This window comes from Caballeronia sp. LZ003, assembly GCF_031451465.1.
GTDB lineage: Bacteria > Pseudomonadota > Gammaproteobacteria > Burkholderiales > Burkholderiaceae > Caballeronia.
Map to the genome: position 1 here is coordinate 2,367,910 of NZ_JARUXJ010000001.1, position 16,018 is coordinate 2,383,927.

The window sequence follows — 16,018 nt, forward strand, 5'->3', positions numbered from 1 at the left end:
CGAAATGGTCGCGTTTCATGTTGCGGCGTTCGTTGGCGTTTGAGTCTTGAGCGTCTCTTTCAGGCGTGGGCGAGCGTCGCAAAGCGATCGAAATAATCGGGGAACGTCTTGTTCACGCACTTCGGATCGTTGATGCGCACCGGCACGCCGCCCAGACTCACGAGCGAAAAACACATGGCCATGCGGTGATCGTCGTAAGTATCGATCGCGGCGTTCGGCGTGAGTTCGGCGGGTGGCGTGACGACGAGATAATCCGCGCCCTCTTCCACCGTCGCGCCGACCTTGCGCAACTCGGTTGCCATCGCGGCGATGCGGTCCGTTTCCTTCACGCGCCAGCTAGCGATATTGCGCAGCGTGGTCGTGCCGTTGGCAAAGAGCGCGGCCACGGCGATGGTCATCGCCGCGTCGGGAATCAGGTTGAAGTCCATGTCGATGGGCGCGAGTTTGCCGTCGTCGGACTCGACGCCGCGCACTTCGATCCAGTCTTCGCCCATCATCACGTTCGCGCCCATGCGATTGAGCGCGTCGGCGAAACCGACATCGCCCTGGATGCTCGCCCGGCCCACGCCTTCCACGCGCACCGGACCGCCGCCGATCGCGCCCGCCGCCAGGAAATACGACGCGGACGATGCATCGCCTTCGACCATGATCGCGCCTGGCGACCGGTAGCCCGCGCCGGCCGGCACGGTAAAGCGCGCCCAGCCGTCGCGCTCGACCTGCACGCCGAAACGCTCCATCAGCCGGATGGTGATGTCGATGTACGGCTTCGAAATCAGCTCGCCTTCGACTTCGATGGTCACCGGCGCGTCACGCCCCTCGATCACCGGAAGGCTCATCAAAAGCGCGGTCAGAAACTGACTCGATACATCGCCGCGTACGCGGATGGGTTGGTCGATGGCGATTTTCGCCGCATGAATCTTGAGCGGCGGGAAGCCGTCGTTGAGCTCGTAGTCGATTTTCGCGCCGATCTGACGCAAGCCATCGACCAGATCGCCGATTGGCCGTTCGTGCATGCGCGGCACGCCATGCACGCGATATTCGCCGCCGTTGACCGCGAGCGCCGCCGTGAGCGGCCGCACCGCCGTGCCCGCGTTGCCGAGAAACAGCTCCGCCTTCTTCGACGGAAACGCGCCGCCCGTGCCGTTCACGATGACGCGTTCGCCGTCGTTTAGAAGCGTAACGCCGAGCGTTTGCAGCGCGGCGAGCATCACGCGTGTGTCGTCGGAATCGAGCAGATTCGTGATCTGCGTTTCGCCGCTCGCGAGCGCGGCGAGCAAAAGCACGCGGTTCGAGATGCTCTTCGAGCCGGGCAGCCGCACCGTGCCGGACGCGCGGGAGAAGGGTCCGAGATCGAGATGTTCCATGGTCTTTCCTTATTTCGCGGCGGGATCGCCGGACGTCTTGATGCTGCCGCGTTCCTGCCATTCTTTTCTGGCGACACGCGAACGCGCGAACGCCGCTTCGAGCGCCGCGCCGTCCGACGCATCGATGGCCGCGCGAAACCGTGCGAGCACGGCGGCGTAATCGTCGAGTTCGGCGAGCAGCGCGGCGCGATTCGCCACGCAGATGTCGCGCCACATTTCCGGACTCGATGCCGCGATGCGCGTGAAATCGCGAAATCCGCCCGCGGCGAAAGAGAACTTCAGCTCGGCGTCGGGCGCTTCCAGAATCTGCTCGACGAGCGCGAACGAGAGCACGTGCGGCAGATGGCTCACCGACGCGAACACGCGATCATGCTGCGTCTCGCTCATGCGATGCACCGCCGCACCGGTCGCGCGCCACATCGCGGCGATGCGGTCGACATCGGCCGGCGCGTTTTCGGCGAGCGGACAAAGCACGACGTTGCGATCCACGTAAAGGTCGGGCAAGGCGGCATCGACGCCGCTCGATTCGCGCCCGGCGATCGGATGCCCGGGCACGAACTGCGCGAGCTTTACGCCGAGCGCCGCGCGCGCCGCCGCGACGACGTCGCTCTTGGTGCTGCCTGCGTCCGTGACGATGGTCCGCGCTTCGAGCAAGGGCGCGATGCGCGCGAGCAGCGGTTCGGTCTGCGCGACGGGCGCCGCGATCAAGACGAGATCCGCTCCGTGCAACGCACGTGCGAGCGCCGCGTCGTCGTCGAGCGCGACGGCTTCGTCGATCACGCCGAGTTCGAGCGCGCGCTCGACCGAGCGCAGCGAGCGTCCGATGCCGACCACGCGGCCTTCGATTCCCGCGCGCTCGCGCAACGCGCGCGCAAGCGATCCGCCGATCAGGCCGACGCCGAAAATAACCAGTTTATTGAAAGAGAATGCGTCCACGGAACATCGATAAGTGCGCGCCGTTCGACGCTGGAAAAATCGGCCGCTGCCCGAATCGAGCGGCGGCCCGCGAAAACTCGGGTCAACGCGCGCGCGGATAGGACCCGAGAATCTTCAGAAACGCGGCCTTGCGCCCGAGTTCATCGAGCGCGGCGGCGACGAACGCATCGTCGCGATGCCCTTCGATATCGATATAGAAGTAATACTCCCACGTGCCGGCGCGCGCGGGCCGCGATTCGAAGCGCGTCATGGAAACGCCGTGCTTTGCGAGCGGCTCCAGGAGCTTGAACATTGCGCCCGATTCATTGGTCACCGTCACGATGAGCGAAGTTTGATCGTGACCGCTCGGCCCCGTCGGTTCGCGACCGATGATCACGAAGCGCGTGCGGTTGTGCGGGTCGTCCTGAATCTGCGAATAAACGACGCCCAAGCCGTAATGCGTGGCCGCGCGGTCGCCAGCGATGGCCGCGACGGCCGGGTCGCCCACCGCGATACGCGCCGCTTCCGCGTTGCTCGAAACCGCCTGCCGTTCGAGCTGCGGCGCGTTCGCGGTCAGCCAGTGCTGGCACTGCGCGAGCGCTTGCGGATGCGCATAGACGCGCTTCACGCCTTCGAGCGTGCCGGACGCGGTCAAAAGATTGTGGTGAATCGGCAGCGCGAGTTCGCCGCCAATCAAGAGCGACGTTTCCAGCAGCAAGTCCAGCGTGCGCGACACCGCGCCTTCCGCCGAATTCTCGACCGGCACGACGCCATACTGCGCGGCGCCCGCTTCGACCGAGCGAAACACTTCGTCGATGGACGGACACGCCAGGCCCTCGATCGAATGACCGAAGTATTCGAACATCGCCTGTTCGCTATACGTGCCGACCGGGCCGAGGAACGCTGAACGGATAGTCTGTTCGAGCGCGCGGCTCGCGGCCATGATCTCGCGCCAGATCGCGGCGATGTGCGCGTCGGCGAGCGGGCCGTCGCTCATTTCCTGCAGACGCGCGATGACTTGCAGTTCGCGCTCCGGCCGAAACACGGGCGCGTTGAAATGCTTCTTCACTTCGCCGACTTCGAGCGCGACGGAAGCGCGCTGATTCAAAAGCGCGATGAGTTGCGCGTCGAGCGCGTCGATGCGTTCACGCAGCGGTTTGAGTCTTGAATTGAGATCGTCGTCCATGCGGTGCTTGGGGCAGATGCAGTTAAAGGAGCGATGAGGCTTACGCGCTGGTCCGCTCGAATTCCTTCATGTACTCGACGAGCGCTTTCACGCCCTCGACCGGCACCGCGTTGTAGATCGATGCCCGCATGCCGCCGACGGACTTGTGGCCCTTCAGTTGCAACAGACCGCGCGCCTTGGCGCCGGTCAGGAAATCGGTATTGCGCGATTCGTCGGCGAGGAAGAACGGCACGTTCATGCGCGAGCGCGCGTTCCGGTCGACCTTGTTGACGTAGAAATCGCTGGAATCGATGGTGTCGTAAAGCAACGTCGCCTTTTCGAGATTGCGCGCTTCCATGGCTTCCAGGCCGCCCTGTTTCTTCAGCCACTTGAAGACGAGGCCAGCGACGTAGATCGCGTAAGTGGGCGGCGTGTTGTACATCGAATTGTTCTCCGCGACGATCTTCCACTCGAACGCGGACGGGCAGATAGACAGCGCGCGGTCGAGCAGATCCTCGCGCACGATCACGACCGTCACGCCCGCCATGCCGATGTTCTTCTGCGCGCCGCCGAAGAGCACGCCGTATTTGGCGACGTCCATGGGACGCGAAAGAATGTGCGACGACGCGTCCGCCACGAGCGGAATGTCGCCGAGATCGGGAATTTCGAAGGCCTCGACGCCGTCGATGGTTTCGTTCGTGCACAGATGCACGTAAGCGGGATCGTCCGAAAGCTGCCACTCGCTCAACGCAGGCACGCGCGTGAAGCCCTGCTCGGTCTTGCCAGTCGCCGCGAGATGCGGCGTGCAGTACTTCTGCGCTTCCTTGAACGACTTGGTCGACCATGAACCGGTGACGACGAAATCGGCGGTCTTCTTCGTACCAAGCATGTTCATCGGCACGATGGCGTTTTCGCCAATGCCACCGCCCTGCAGAAACAATATGCGATGCGACGCCGGCACCTTAAGCAATTCTCGCAGATCGGTCAGCGCCGCTTCATGGATCGACGTGAACTCCGCGCCGCGGTGACTCATCTCCATCACGCTCATGCCGCTGCCTTGCCAATCGAGCATTTCATCGGCGGCTTGCTTCAACACTTCTTCTGGCAAGGCGGCCGGGCCGGCGGAGAAATTGAACACGCGCATCTGGAGATCCCGATTTGTCTCGTTCGACAGACGCGGAGCCTAAAACGATGAGCTGAAAAGCTCGTTGTCCGCGCCTAAAAAAGAAATGGCTGCTTGCGCTTGCGCGCAAACAGCCATTATCGCACTGTCCTGAAAACCCGCCAATGCGCGAGCCTTTCGGACTATGCCACCGTGCTTACTTGCCCGGCTTGACGCTTGCCACTTCCTGGTCGGCTTGCGTGCGCGTTGCCTTGATGGCTTGCGGCATGTACTTCTGCATCAAACCATTGACCACGTCGCGACCAACCTGGTCTTGAACCTGAATGAACTTGCGGCCCGTCGTGCTCTTGTAGAACGAGGTCAGGTCCTTGATTTCATCGGTCGTGTAGTACTTCGCGTATGCGTCGTACTGAGCTTTCATTGCGTCCTGACGGAAGCTGTCAGTTGCGAACACCTGACCTGCCGAGTCAACCAGCTTCGGCACTGCATTCTTTTGCAGCGTCGGAACGGCAGCTTGCTTCTGCTTGTCGTTCAGCGACTTGTTTTCCGACAGCGCGTCCGACAGGATTGCCGGGACGAGTTGCTTCGACTGCATTTGCGCGCTGTTGCCGATCGCGCCGACCAGCTTCTGCGCGTCGATCGCGTCGAGCAGGTCCTTGATCGCGGCTTGCTTGGCCGGATCAACCGGGGCTGCTGCGGCCGGTGCCGGAGCTGCCGCCTGGTTCGGCGCCTGGTTCTGAAGCGACTGAGCCATCGCGAAAGTCGGCACGAAAGCGGCCAGCAACATCCACTGCTTGAAACGTCCTTGCATCATTACTCCCTGTAAAAAATATCCAGTTCTGCACCGGCGACGAGCCTTCAGATTTTCGACGCTGGCTTCGCACATAACGAAGCACAGCGCCGACAACAGGCCCGAGTCGCGCAGCTTAACCAATTCAGGCTTTCAAAAGCGAATACGAGAAGCTTGCGTCACAAAAAATATCAGGCGTCTTCGCCGTTTTCATCATTTTCTGAGTCGCCCGGCGCGGCGGCGGAGCCGTTCGTGCCGGTGTCGCCCTCGTCGAGTGCTTCAGCTTCTGCTTCCACTTCGGCTTCCGCCTCCGCGATATGCTGCAGTCCCGACAACTTGGTGCCCTCGTCAAGGCTGATGAGTGTAACACCTTGAGTTGCACGCCCCATTTCGCGGATTTCGGACACGCGCGTGCGGATGAGCACGCCCGATGTCGTGATCAGCATGATCTCGCTTTCCGGCTCGACGAGCGTCGCGGCAACCACGCGGCCGTTGCGCTCGGAAGTCTGGATCGCGATCATGCCCTTCGTGCCGCGGCCATGGCGTGTGTATTCGTTGATCGGCGTGCGCTTGCCGTAGCCGTTTTCCGTCGCGGTGAGCACCGACTGGATTTCGTCGCCGGCCACGAGCATGGCGATGACCTGCTGACCGTCTTCCAGTTGCATGCCACGCACGCCGCGCGCTTCGCGGCCCATGGCGCGCACGTCGTTCTCGTCGAAACGTACCGCCTTGCCTGAATCGGAGAACAGCATGACGTCATGCGCGCCGTCGGTAATGGCCGCGCCGATGAGAAAGTCGCCGTCATCCAGACCGACCGCGATGATGCCCTTCTTGAGCGGACGGCTGAACGCTTCGAGCGGCGTCTTCTTGACGGTGCCGAGCGAAGTGGCCATGAAGACGAACTTGTCGGCCGAGAAGTCCTTGATAGGCAGCACGACGTTGATCTTCTCGCCTTCCTGCAGCGGGAACATGTTGACGATTGGCCGGCCGCGCGAATTGCGCGAGCCTTGCGGCACTTCGTAGACCTTGATCCAGTACACGCGACCGCGGTTCGAGAAGCACAGCATGTGATCGTGCGTGTTCGCGATGAAAAGCGTGTCGATCCAGTCGTCTTCCTTCATTTGCGTGGCCTGCTTGCCACGCCCGCCACGCTTTTGCGCGCGATACTCGGAAAGCGGCTGCGACTTCACGTAGCCGGTATGCGACATGGTCACGACCATTTCCTGCGGCGTGATCAGGTCTTCGGTGTTCAGCTCGGTTGCATTCAACTCGATACGCGAACGACGCTCGTCACCGAACTCGGCGCGTACCTGGCCCAGTTCTTCGACGATGATCTGACGGATACGCTCCGGCCGCGCGAGGATGTCGAGCAAGTCGGCGATCTGCGCCATCACGTCGCGATACTCGGCGACGATCTTGTCTTGTTCGAGACCTGTCAGGCGTTGCAGGCGCATCTGCAGAATTTCCTGCGCCTGAACGTCCGACAGCTTGTACAGCCCATCTTCCTGCAGCCCGTAGGCCGGATTCAGTCCTTCCGGACGATACGCAATACGCCCGCCCGTCGCCTCGGTCTCGGTGCGCGTGAGCATTTCGCGCACGAGCGAAGAATCCCACGGACGGTTCATTAACTCTTGCTTCGCCACAGGCGGAGTCGGCGCGGCCTTGATGATCGCGATGAATTCGTCGATATTCGCGAGCGCCACCGCGAGGCCTTCGAGCACGTGTCCGCGATCGCGCGCCTTGCGCAGTTCGTAGACCGTGCGCCGCGTGAGCACTTCCCGCCGATGCGACAGGAAGCATTCCAGCATTTCCTTCAGGTTCAGCAGCTTGGGCTGGCCGTCGACGAGCGCGACCAGATTCATGCCGAAAGTGTCCTGAAGCTGCGTCTGCTTATACAGATTGTTCAGAATGACTTCCGGCACTTCTCCGCGCTTGAGTTCGATCACGACACGCATGCCGCTCTTGTCGGACTCGTCGCGAATGTCGGAGATGCCCTCGATCTTTTTCTCGTTGACGAGTTCGGCGATGCGCTCGAGCAGCGTGCGCTTGTTCACCTGATACGGAATCTCGTCGACGATGATGGCCATGCGCTGGCCGCGATCGATCTCTTCGAAGTGCGTGGTCGCACGCATGACGACGCGACCGCGCCCCGTGCGATAACCGTCGCGCACGCCCGCGACGCCGTAGATGATGCCGGCCGTCGGGAAATCCGGCGCCGGCACGATCTCGATGAGTTCGTCGACCGTCGCCTCAGGCGTGGTGAGCAGATGCAGACAGGCGTCGACGATTTCGCGCAAATTGTGCGGCGGAATGTTCGTTGCCATGCCGACCGCGATACCGGCCGAGCCGTTGATCAGCAGATTCGGGATGCGCGCCGGAAGTACGAGCGGTTCGCTTTCGCTGCCGTCGTAGTTCGGGCCGAAGTCGACGGTTTCCTTGTCGATGTCGGCCAGCAGTTCGTGACCGATCTTCGCCATGCGGATTTCGGTGTAACGCATAGCGGCGGCGTTGTCGCCGTCGACCGAACCGAAGTTGCCCTGGCCGTCCACCAGCATGTAGCGCAGCGAAAACGGCTGAGCCATGCGAACGATCGTCTCGTACACCGATGCGTCGCCGTGCGGATGGTACTTACCAATCACGTCGCCGACGATACGCGCCGACTTTTTATACGCGCGATTCCAGTCGTTGTTCAGCTCGTGCATGGAATAAAGCGCGCGACGGTGTACGGGCTTCAGTCCATCGCGGACATCGGGAAGCGCTCGCCCGACGATCACGCTCATCGCGTAATCGAGATATGAGCGGCGCATTTCCTCCTCTAGGGAGATTGGCAGAGTCTCTTTGGCGAATTGATCCATTATCCGTGTCTTGAACTGTGCAGCAGCGACACAGCAGCGCGATCCGACGATTCGAAAACATTACCTCGAGTTTCGCCCTCGCCCGCCGGCCGCGCGACCCGCGCCGGCCAGGCGCGTAAGCCATACGCTGCGGCGCTGCGAACGCAGCGCATCCAAAGATTCTAACATGCGCGACATCCGCGTCCGGAGGCTCGGCGTATACATAGTGTATGGGACGCTCAACCGCCGTTCCCGATCTTGAGGAATGAGGGATAGATGCACTTGTTCCAATTACTTACAAAAACCAGGGAACGTTTCACTGATTTCGTCACTTAGGCGGGCTATGATGCCGCCTCGTCGTTTTGCTAAAGCAGTACAAACCCGACGATAAAGATACGCAGATATTGGCTCGCGGGCACATAAAGTGCGCACGTTTCGCGCCTTCCGCGGCCAAGACCGGCTCCTGTCCCTTTCTTGTTGCGCATGCACCACATAAGGTTGCGGGCGCAGAGGGTGCGGGGATATTTTTATCGTTGCAAGGGAACGATATGGCAAAATGCCAACGCACAAAGTTAGACACTGCTCGAAGTCTACACAGCCGCGTTTTGTTCCGTAGGGAATGTTATACTCCGAGCAATGTATGACTTGTCTTTGTCTACAGGCTCGCAGTAAACCTGCGGTAATCTCAATTTCGAGAGGAGAAATATGAATAAACTTTCAAAGCTCGCGTTCATTGCAGCTACCGCAGTTATGGCTGCATCGGCCTCGGCGCAATCGGTGCCGGCCTCGCGACAAGCCGTGAACGACAACTGGGTGAACGGCACGGGCGAGTATGTGTGGATGAACGGCACGAACGAACTCTGCTGGCGCGACGCATTCTGGACCCCGGCCACGGCCAACGCAAAGTGCGATGGCGCTCTGGTCGCAGTCGCGCCGACGCCGCCCGCACCGGTCGCTCCGCCGCCCCCGGTTATCCAAAGCCAGAAGGTCACCTATCAAGCTGACGCTCTGTTCGACTTCGACAAGGCAGTTCTGAAGCCGGCTGGCAAGACCGCGCTTGACGATCTCGCATCGAAGATCGGCGCGCTGAACCTGGAAGTCGTGGTCGCTACCGGCTACACCGACCGCATTGGTTCGGACAAGTACAACGACCGTCTGTCGCTGCGCCGTGCGCAAGCTGTCAAGGCTTACCTGGTCAGCAAGGGCATCGAAGCCAACCGTATCTATACGGAAGGCAAGGGCAAGCGCAACCCGGTCACCACGGGCTGCAACCAGAAGAACCGCAAGCAACTCATCGCCTGCCTCGCACCGGATCGTCGCGTGGAAGTCGAAGTTGTCGGCACGACGCGTCAGCCGCAGTAATTGCGCTGATTGCCGCAGGATCGAACCCCCGCTTCGGCGGGGGTTTTTTTATGCCTGCGATTTTTGTGAATCTCCGTGAGATGCGCGCATCGAATAAAGCGCAATAACTGTGGCCCCGGCGCAGGCGGCCTCGACGGCTGTGGCACGGAACGAGCGAAGTTGTCGGCGACGCGTCACTTCAGCTTTTTGCCGCCCTTTTCCCGCGCCTATATACTCGATCCTTAACGATTCACGACTTAGAAGGGCAATTGAGAATATGACCAACGTCGATCCCCACGAACTGCAGAAATTTAGCGAGCTTGCGCATCGCTGGTGGGACCCGAACGCCGAGTTCAAACCGCTTCACGAATTGAACCCGGTGCGGCTCGACTGGATCGATGCGCACGCGCATCTGATGAGCAAGCAGGTGCTCGACATCGGCTGCGGCGGCGGCATTTTGTCGGAATCGATGGCGGCGCGTGGCGCGAAAGTCAAGGGCATCGACTTGTCGTCGAGTGCGCTTGGCGTCGCGGATCTGCATAGTCTGGAAAGCGGCGTGGAGGTGGCGTACGAGGAGATCGCAGCCGAAGCGCTGGCCGCGCGCGAACCCGCTTCCTACGACGTCGTGACCTGCATGGAAATGCTTGAGCACGTGCCGAATCCGGCGGGCACCGTTGCTGCGTGCGCCGCGCTGGTCAAGCCAGGCGGCTGGGTCTTCTTCTCTACGCTGAATCGCAACGCGAAGGCGTATATGTTCGCCGTGATCGGCGCGGAGTACATCGCGCGCATGTTGCCGCGCGGCACGCATGACTACGCGCGCTTCATCAAGCCGTCCGAACTCGCCACCTTCGCGCGCACGGCGTCGCTCTTGCCGGTCGACATCAAGGGCATCACCTACCGTCCGTTCTCGCGCCACTTCGGGCTGTCTACTGACACGAGCATCAACTACATGATGGCCTGCCGCCGGGAAGCCTGACGCCATGACCCAAGAAGACCAGAACGGTGTTGTCCAGACGACGCCCGTGCCCGACGATCCCACCCCGCTGCCCCAGCGCGCCGCCGAGGGCGATTCGCTCGGGCTTTGCCAGGCCGTACTGTTCGATCTCGACGGCACCATCGCCGATACCGCGCCAGATCTCGTCGCGGCCGTCAACAAGATGCGGCACGATCGCGGACTCGAAATGCGCCCGCTCGAAACTCTGCGGCCTTACGCATCGGCGGGTGCGCGCGGGTTGTTGGGCGGCGCGTTCGAGATCAGCCCCGAGCATCCCGATTTCGCTGCGATGCGCGATGAGTTTCTCGCCAACTACGAAGCGGATTTGTGTATCGAAACGACGCTGTTTCCCGGCATCACCGAGTTGCTCGACCAGCTCGATGCACGCGGCGTGCGCTGGGGCATTGTGACCAATAAGGTGACGCGCTTCGCCGAACCGCTCGTCGCCCTGCTCGGACTGGATAAGCGGGCCGGTTGTATAGTTTGTGGCGATACGACGGCGCATTCGAAGCCGCATCCCGCGCCGCTTCTGCACGCGGCCGAATTACTGGATGTGGCGCCGGAGCGAATCGTCTATGTCGGCGACGACTTGCGCGACGTTCAGGCAGGCTTTGCAGCCGGCATGATCACCGTGGCGGCGGCCTATGGCTATTGCGGCGACGACATTCCGCCGCACCGCTGGCACGCGACTCACGTAGTGGACACGCCAGAAGAACTGCAGCAATTGCTGCGCGATATCGCTTGAAAGTGGCCGCGGTTCGCCTCACATGGCTTTTCATGGGATAATCCCCGTTCTGCTTGGGGGCGACCTGGTTTCGACAGGGGTTGCGAAGCGGTCAGGGCATACCGAGGACCCGTCACCTCGTTAATCAATGGGAAAAACGTAACTGCAAACGACGAAACGTTCGCACTGGCAGCCTAAGGGCCGCCGTCCTCTCACTAACTTACTGACGGGTTAGGGTAGCAATACCACGAGAGGTCATATACGTCAGTTAAGCTTTGTCGGCGTCACGACGCCAAAGTCGAAAATTTAGTGAATCGCTGTAGCGAAGCGTGTTCGTCCGCGTTGCTACGGTTAAATCAAAAGATAGAACTAAGTATGTAGAACTGTTCGTAGAGTGCTTCTGGACGCGGGTTCGATTCCCGCCGCCTCCACCACCCCATTTGAAACCCGCGCATGCGAAAGCACCGCGGGTTTTTTCTTGCCACGGCTCGCCAACCCGCGCGAATAAGCGCATCCGCGAAACCCGTAGCCAAAAAAAAGCCCCGCGCGGGGCGGGGCAAACATCCTTGAGAGACGTAGCTCTGGCAGAGACAACCTCGGCTACGGACGAGAGAATAGTCGGCGGCCAGTACTGTTCGAATCAGAGCGGTCCTAAAACGCTGCCTTACGGCAGTTATCTTGATGCACGTAAGCCCGGCGCAAGGCGATGCCCTTCTGTGCCGCGAGATTGGACGCGTCAGCCCCATTCATGTTCGCTCGGCCACTGACCGATTTCTCGTTCGCACGGCAATCTTCTGCTTTATTCTGTCGACGATCGGCGCGTCGATAAGCGCTTACGGGGAAAGCATGCGCAGAAGCATAGCGAGACGGTGGATCGGCAATCTGATTCTTTCTTTGATGTGGGCGCTATGCGCCGCGCTCCTCCCGGCTGGCGCCCGCGCGGCCCCGCCCGTCGCCGATTGCCGCGCGGGCACTCTCATCACGGTAGTCGCCCACCTGGACGACGATCTCCTCTTCGTGAATCCCGGCATCAGCGACAAGCTCGACGCCGGCTGGTGCGTGACGACGGTTCACCTGATCGGCGGCGCAAACGGTGCGAAGTTCGATTACGTCGTGCTTCGCGAGACCGGCACGAAGCTCGCCTATGCGCGCATGGCACGCGTGCCGGACAAATGGCAAGAATCGACAGTGATGATCGCGGGGAAGCCCGTGCATCAGCTCGTGCTTACGCAGCAGCCGCGCGTGAAGCTGCTCGAATTGCGGTTGCCCGGCGGCGGTGTGCGCGGCGGCAAGGTGCCGCTCGGTCTGCTGTGGGATCGCGGGCAGACGCTCAATACCTATCCGCTGCAAGCGGACGGCACCGGTTCGACCACTTACGACCGCGCCGCCCTTTCCGCGACGCTGCGCGCGATCCTCTCGCAAGCCACGGAAATCTACACGCTCAATCCGGATACGGTCGCCTTCATGGAGCATCCGGATCACATTCTCGCGGCGCGCATCACGCGTGTGGTTGCGCAGAGCCTGAAGCGCGATGTGCCGATCGGCTATCACGTCACCTATCCGACGGGCGGCTTGCCGAAGAATCTCGACACCGCGCAAACGCTGCGAAAGCGCGATGTCGTCGGCAGCTATTTCGCGATCGATGGCAACGACGCCGGTCACGTCTTCGGCGAGTACATGTGGGACGGCAACTGGGTCGCGCGCCGCTACTGGAGCATGGCCCATGCGAACGACGCCGGTCCGGAGTTCCAGTTGCGCCCGTTCCAGCTCGTCAACGAATACTCGAGCCGCTGCCTGACATCGGCCGGTGCGGGTAAGGCACCGACGCTCGCCGCATGCACAGGCGCCGCGACGCAAAACTGGTTCTGGCAACAGTTGCCCGCCGCGCCGGGCGCTAAAAACGATGCGCTCTTCGTGAGCGCGGCGACGCGCGGGTGTATCGCGGAACGGGAAAACGGGCTTGTCGAGGAAAGCTGCAAGCCGGAAAGCGCGGTACAGCACTGGACGCCGTGGGACTTCGGCTTCGTGTACACGCCGCTCGATCACTGTCTCGGCGAGAAAAACGACTTACTGACGGCAAGCCGCTGTTCGATGCTGACGGCGCAGTATCGATGGTCGCCGTCATCGCAAACGGTGTGGACGGACACGCGGCAGGAAGGCGCCCTCTTCGGCGACGTTCGTGGCGAAGGCCGCGACAGCACCGTGTATGTGCAGCGGCGCAAGGACGGGCCCGGCTTCAACGTATGGGTGGCGGAGATGTCGCGCTTCGACCGGGCGTCGCCGTGGTTTCTGAACGCCGTGCCGTTCGACCCGCAAGCCACCGCGCCGACCTGCAATGCCGATTCGCTTTGCTTCGACAGCGCGCGCTTTCTGTTGGGCGATTTCGATGGCGACGGCCGCGCCGATCTGATGGCGATCACGCCGCGCAACGGCGGCACCGCGTTCTGGCTCCTCAAAAGCGCCGGCACGCATTTCGAGGCGCCCCGTTTGTGGTTTCAGACGAGCGCGGCATGGACGCCCGAAATCGCGCAGCAATACGTGGCAGGCGATTCCAACGGCGACGGCCGCGCCGACGTGATGATCGCGCAGAAAAGCAAGGACGCGGGGCTCGACCTCTGGGTGCTGACGTCGGGCGGCGCGACGGCGAACGCGCCTGCGCTCTGGTTAAAGGCGAGCCAGTTGAGTCAGAGCGCGCGTTTCATGCCGGCTCGCGTCGCGCAATCGAAGCACGTGGGGCTTCTCGCGATCGAGAATATCGACGGCGCGCTCGCGCTCTCGCAATTCGCGAGTGACGGAAGCGCCTTCGCGCCGAGCTATCGCACGAACGTCTATGCGCAGTTGCGCGCGCCGTTCGCCAAGGTCGTGGCGGGCGATATCGATGGCGACGGCATCGACGATCTGGCCGTGCTCGAACCGCGTGGGGACAGCGCGAGCACGCGCGTCTTCACGATGAAAGGCGGCAAGGCGTTCGGCCCGGCCATCGAGACGACGACGCTCGCCGATACGTCCTACGCGGATTCAATGCCCGCAATCGCGCGCGTCACCGAACACGACGATCACGCCACGCTGGTGCTGTTCAAGCGCGCGAACGCGTTGCTCGGCGAGTTCTATTACACGGGCGGCGCGCCGAGTCTCTACGGCTACGAATTCGATACGGCGTTCAAGCTCGGGCCGGTGAAAATTTGGGGCGAATTGCCAGGGCTGTTTTCCGAGTCGCTGTGGCTCAAGACGCTGGCTTACTGGGGGCAGTGAAAGCGCGTTCGTCGTCACCAAATCAAACGCGCCGACCGGGCAACCGATGCGGCGCGTACTTGTTCAACAAGCCGACGCTCAACTAAGGCCCACGCGCAAGTTCAGAACGTCCCGCGCGATCGCCAGATACTTGTCCGCCGTGCTCTGCAGGGTCAGGCCGTTGAGCGGGCGCGTCGCGCGCGGCTGATTGAGCGCATCGAGCAAGGCGTGGCCGTAGGCGTCGCTGTCGGCGGTATCGAGTAATTGCACGCCGGGAAAACCACCCGCGAAGGCGAACGATGCAATCGCGCTCGCGACCACCGGAATGCCCGACGCCAGCGCCTCCAGAAAGCCGATGCTATGCGCCTCGAAGCTCGAAGGCATCGCGAACACGCTCGACGCCTTCAGAATCTGCGCGACGTTCATCTGCGGCCCTTCGATCTTCACGCGATCGCCAAGCCCGAGTTTCGCGACCAGATCGACGACCGCCTTGTGATAGTCGAGATTTTCGATGACACCGCACAGCAGCAGTCGCGCATCCGGCTCGGCGCGCGCGACGCGCGCGAACGCTTCGACCGTCTGCAACTGATTCTTCTCGGGAATGTAGCGGCCCACCTGCACGATCTGCTTGGCGGCCACGGGAATGGACGGTTGCGCGTCGTCGGCGAAACGGGAGACATCGACGCCGTTGGGCACGACGATCATCGAAGGATGCAGCCCGATTTCTTGCACGTAGTTGTCGATATTCTTCTGCGACACGCCAATCACCGCCTTCGCCCGGCTCGACAGCAATCGCTCGGCGCGCAAAAGCGCCCGGTTCGCGAAATCGTTCGCGCCGGAGTGCATGACCCAGACGATCGGCACCCGCGTCGGCAAGGCGCGAACGTAGAGCGCGGGAATGGTGGCGTGCGCGAAGATGATGTCGGGCTTGAACTGACGGATCGCGCGATGCAAGAACAGCAAGCGTCCGAGCTTGCCAGGGTTTTTCGTCGGGAAAAGGCAGATCACGCCGTGCGAACCGAGTTCCGCGCTGATGTGTTTGAAGTCGTCGTGTTCCGGCATCAGCGATGCGATGCAGACGTCGTGGCCCGATCGCTGATGCCCGATCGCGACGCCTTTGGCAAGCACTTCGGCCCCGGATAGTCGGGGCGCCAGTATGACCTGGAGAATACGCATTTTGCAGTCCCTCGGCTGATCCGAAGTGCGCTCAGTGGCCACACGCTTTGCCCAAAGTATCGTGGTCCCCGTCGCCGCCCGCCGGTTCGCATCATCCGGCGGCCAGCGCACTTCCTGTTTTTTGTGTTTTATGACTAATGAGCCATGCCCACGCAAAACAGCACACGGGAGCACGCCGTCATAAGGTACTCCGGAGGTCATACCAAACGCCCGCCATCACATAGCGTTTTTCAGTCGATGCGTAAGACGTTGAAAGTGCATGTGTGACTGCGCGCACACGTCCTGCCGCGTCGCGTCAGTGCAAAGCGGTTATGGCACGAAGGTAAGGGGAAGATTTTGCTGCAACCGCACACGCTGTCCG

General features: G+C 61.8%; 11 protein-coding genes and 1 other RNA gene. 5 read left to right on the forward strand and 7 right to left on the reverse strand.

Going from position 1 to position 16,018, the window contains the following annotated elements; genetic code table 11:
- Positions 1–59: 59 nt before the first annotated feature.
- The 6 genes from aroA to gyrA form a co-directional block, all read right to left on the reverse strand.
- Positions 60–1,364 carry a 3-phosphoshikimate 1-carboxyvinyltransferase gene (gene aroA, locus QCE79_RS10690; RefSeq protein ID WP_250509355.1) on the reverse strand — a complete coding sequence of 435 codons (1,305 nt, stop codon included), beginning with the start codon at positions 1,362–1,364 and terminating at the stop codon, positions 60–62.
- A 9-nt stretch (positions 1,365–1,373) separates the two neighbouring features.
- Positions 1,374–2,300, reverse strand: coding sequence for a prephenate dehydrogenase (locus tag QCE79_RS10695; protein ID WP_250526115.1), 927 nt, complete (start codon positions 2,298–2,300; stop codon positions 1,374–1,376).
- 82 nt (positions 2,301–2,382) lie between these two features.
- Positions 2,383–3,465 (reverse strand): prephenate dehydratase, encoded by a 1,083-nt coding sequence (pheA, locus tag QCE79_RS10700; protein WP_244825924.1) that lies wholly within the window; start codon positions 3,463–3,465, stop codon positions 2,383–2,385.
- Positions 3,466–3,505: 40 nt separating this feature from the next.
- Positions 3,506–4,588, reverse strand: a complete 1,083-nt coding sequence (gene serC / locus QCE79_RS10705; RefSeq protein ID WP_309844035.1) for a 3-phosphoserine/phosphohydroxythreonine transaminase — start codon at positions 4,586–4,588, stop codon at positions 3,506–3,508.
- A gap of 175 nt (positions 4,589–4,763) precedes the next feature.
- Complete coding sequence (locus QCE79_RS10710; RefSeq protein ID WP_244828095.1) at positions 4,764–5,378, reverse strand: DUF2059 domain-containing protein; 615 nt, start codon at positions 5,376–5,378, stop codon at positions 4,764–4,766.
- 170 nt (positions 5,379–5,548) lie between these two features.
- A complete protein-coding gene (gyrA, locus tag QCE79_RS10715; protein ID WP_250526117.1) occupies positions 5,549–8,212 on the reverse strand; it encodes a DNA gyrase subunit A in 2,664 nt (887 codons plus the stop codon).
- A gap of 684 nt (positions 8,213–8,896) precedes the next feature.
- Between gyrA and ompA the strand changes: the two genes are divergently transcribed.
- The 5 genes from ompA (at position 8,897) to QCE79_RS10740 (ending at position 14,502) form a co-directional block, all read left to right on the forward strand.
- Entirely contained in the window at positions 8,897–9,553 is a 657-nt protein-coding gene (gene ompA, locus QCE79_RS10720; protein ID WP_244825927.1) for an outer membrane protein OmpA, read from the forward strand.
- A gap of 256 nt (positions 9,554–9,809) precedes the next feature.
- Positions 9,810–10,508, forward strand: a complete 699-nt coding sequence (gene ubiG / locus QCE79_RS10725) for a bifunctional 2-polyprenyl-6-hydroxyphenol methylase/3-demethylubiquinol 3-O-methyltransferase UbiG (RefSeq protein ID WP_244825928.1) — start codon at positions 9,810–9,812, stop codon at positions 10,506–10,508.
- A gap of 4 nt (positions 10,509–10,512) precedes the next feature.
- Positions 10,513–11,271, forward strand: coding sequence for a phosphoglycolate phosphatase (gene gph, locus QCE79_RS10730; RefSeq protein ID WP_309844042.1), 759 nt, complete (start codon positions 10,513–10,515; stop codon positions 11,269–11,271).
- Positions 11,272–11,326: 55 nt separating this feature from the next.
- Positions 11,327–11,684: a transfer-messenger RNA gene (gene ssrA, locus QCE79_RS10735) on the forward strand.
- A gap of 412 nt (positions 11,685–12,096) precedes the next feature.
- On the forward strand, positions 12,097–14,502 hold the full coding sequence (locus QCE79_RS10740; RefSeq protein WP_309844044.1) for a VCBS repeat-containing protein: 2,406 nt from the start codon (positions 12,097–12,099) through the stop codon (positions 14,500–14,502).
- Between the two features lie 78 nt (positions 14,503–14,580).
- Here the strand turns inward: QCE79_RS10740 and QCE79_RS10745 are convergent, their stop codons facing one another.
- A complete protein-coding gene (locus QCE79_RS10745; RefSeq protein ID WP_244825931.1) occupies positions 14,581–15,657 on the reverse strand; it encodes a glycosyltransferase family 4 protein in 1,077 nt (358 codons plus the stop codon).
- Positions 15,658–16,018 lie beyond the last annotated feature (361 nt).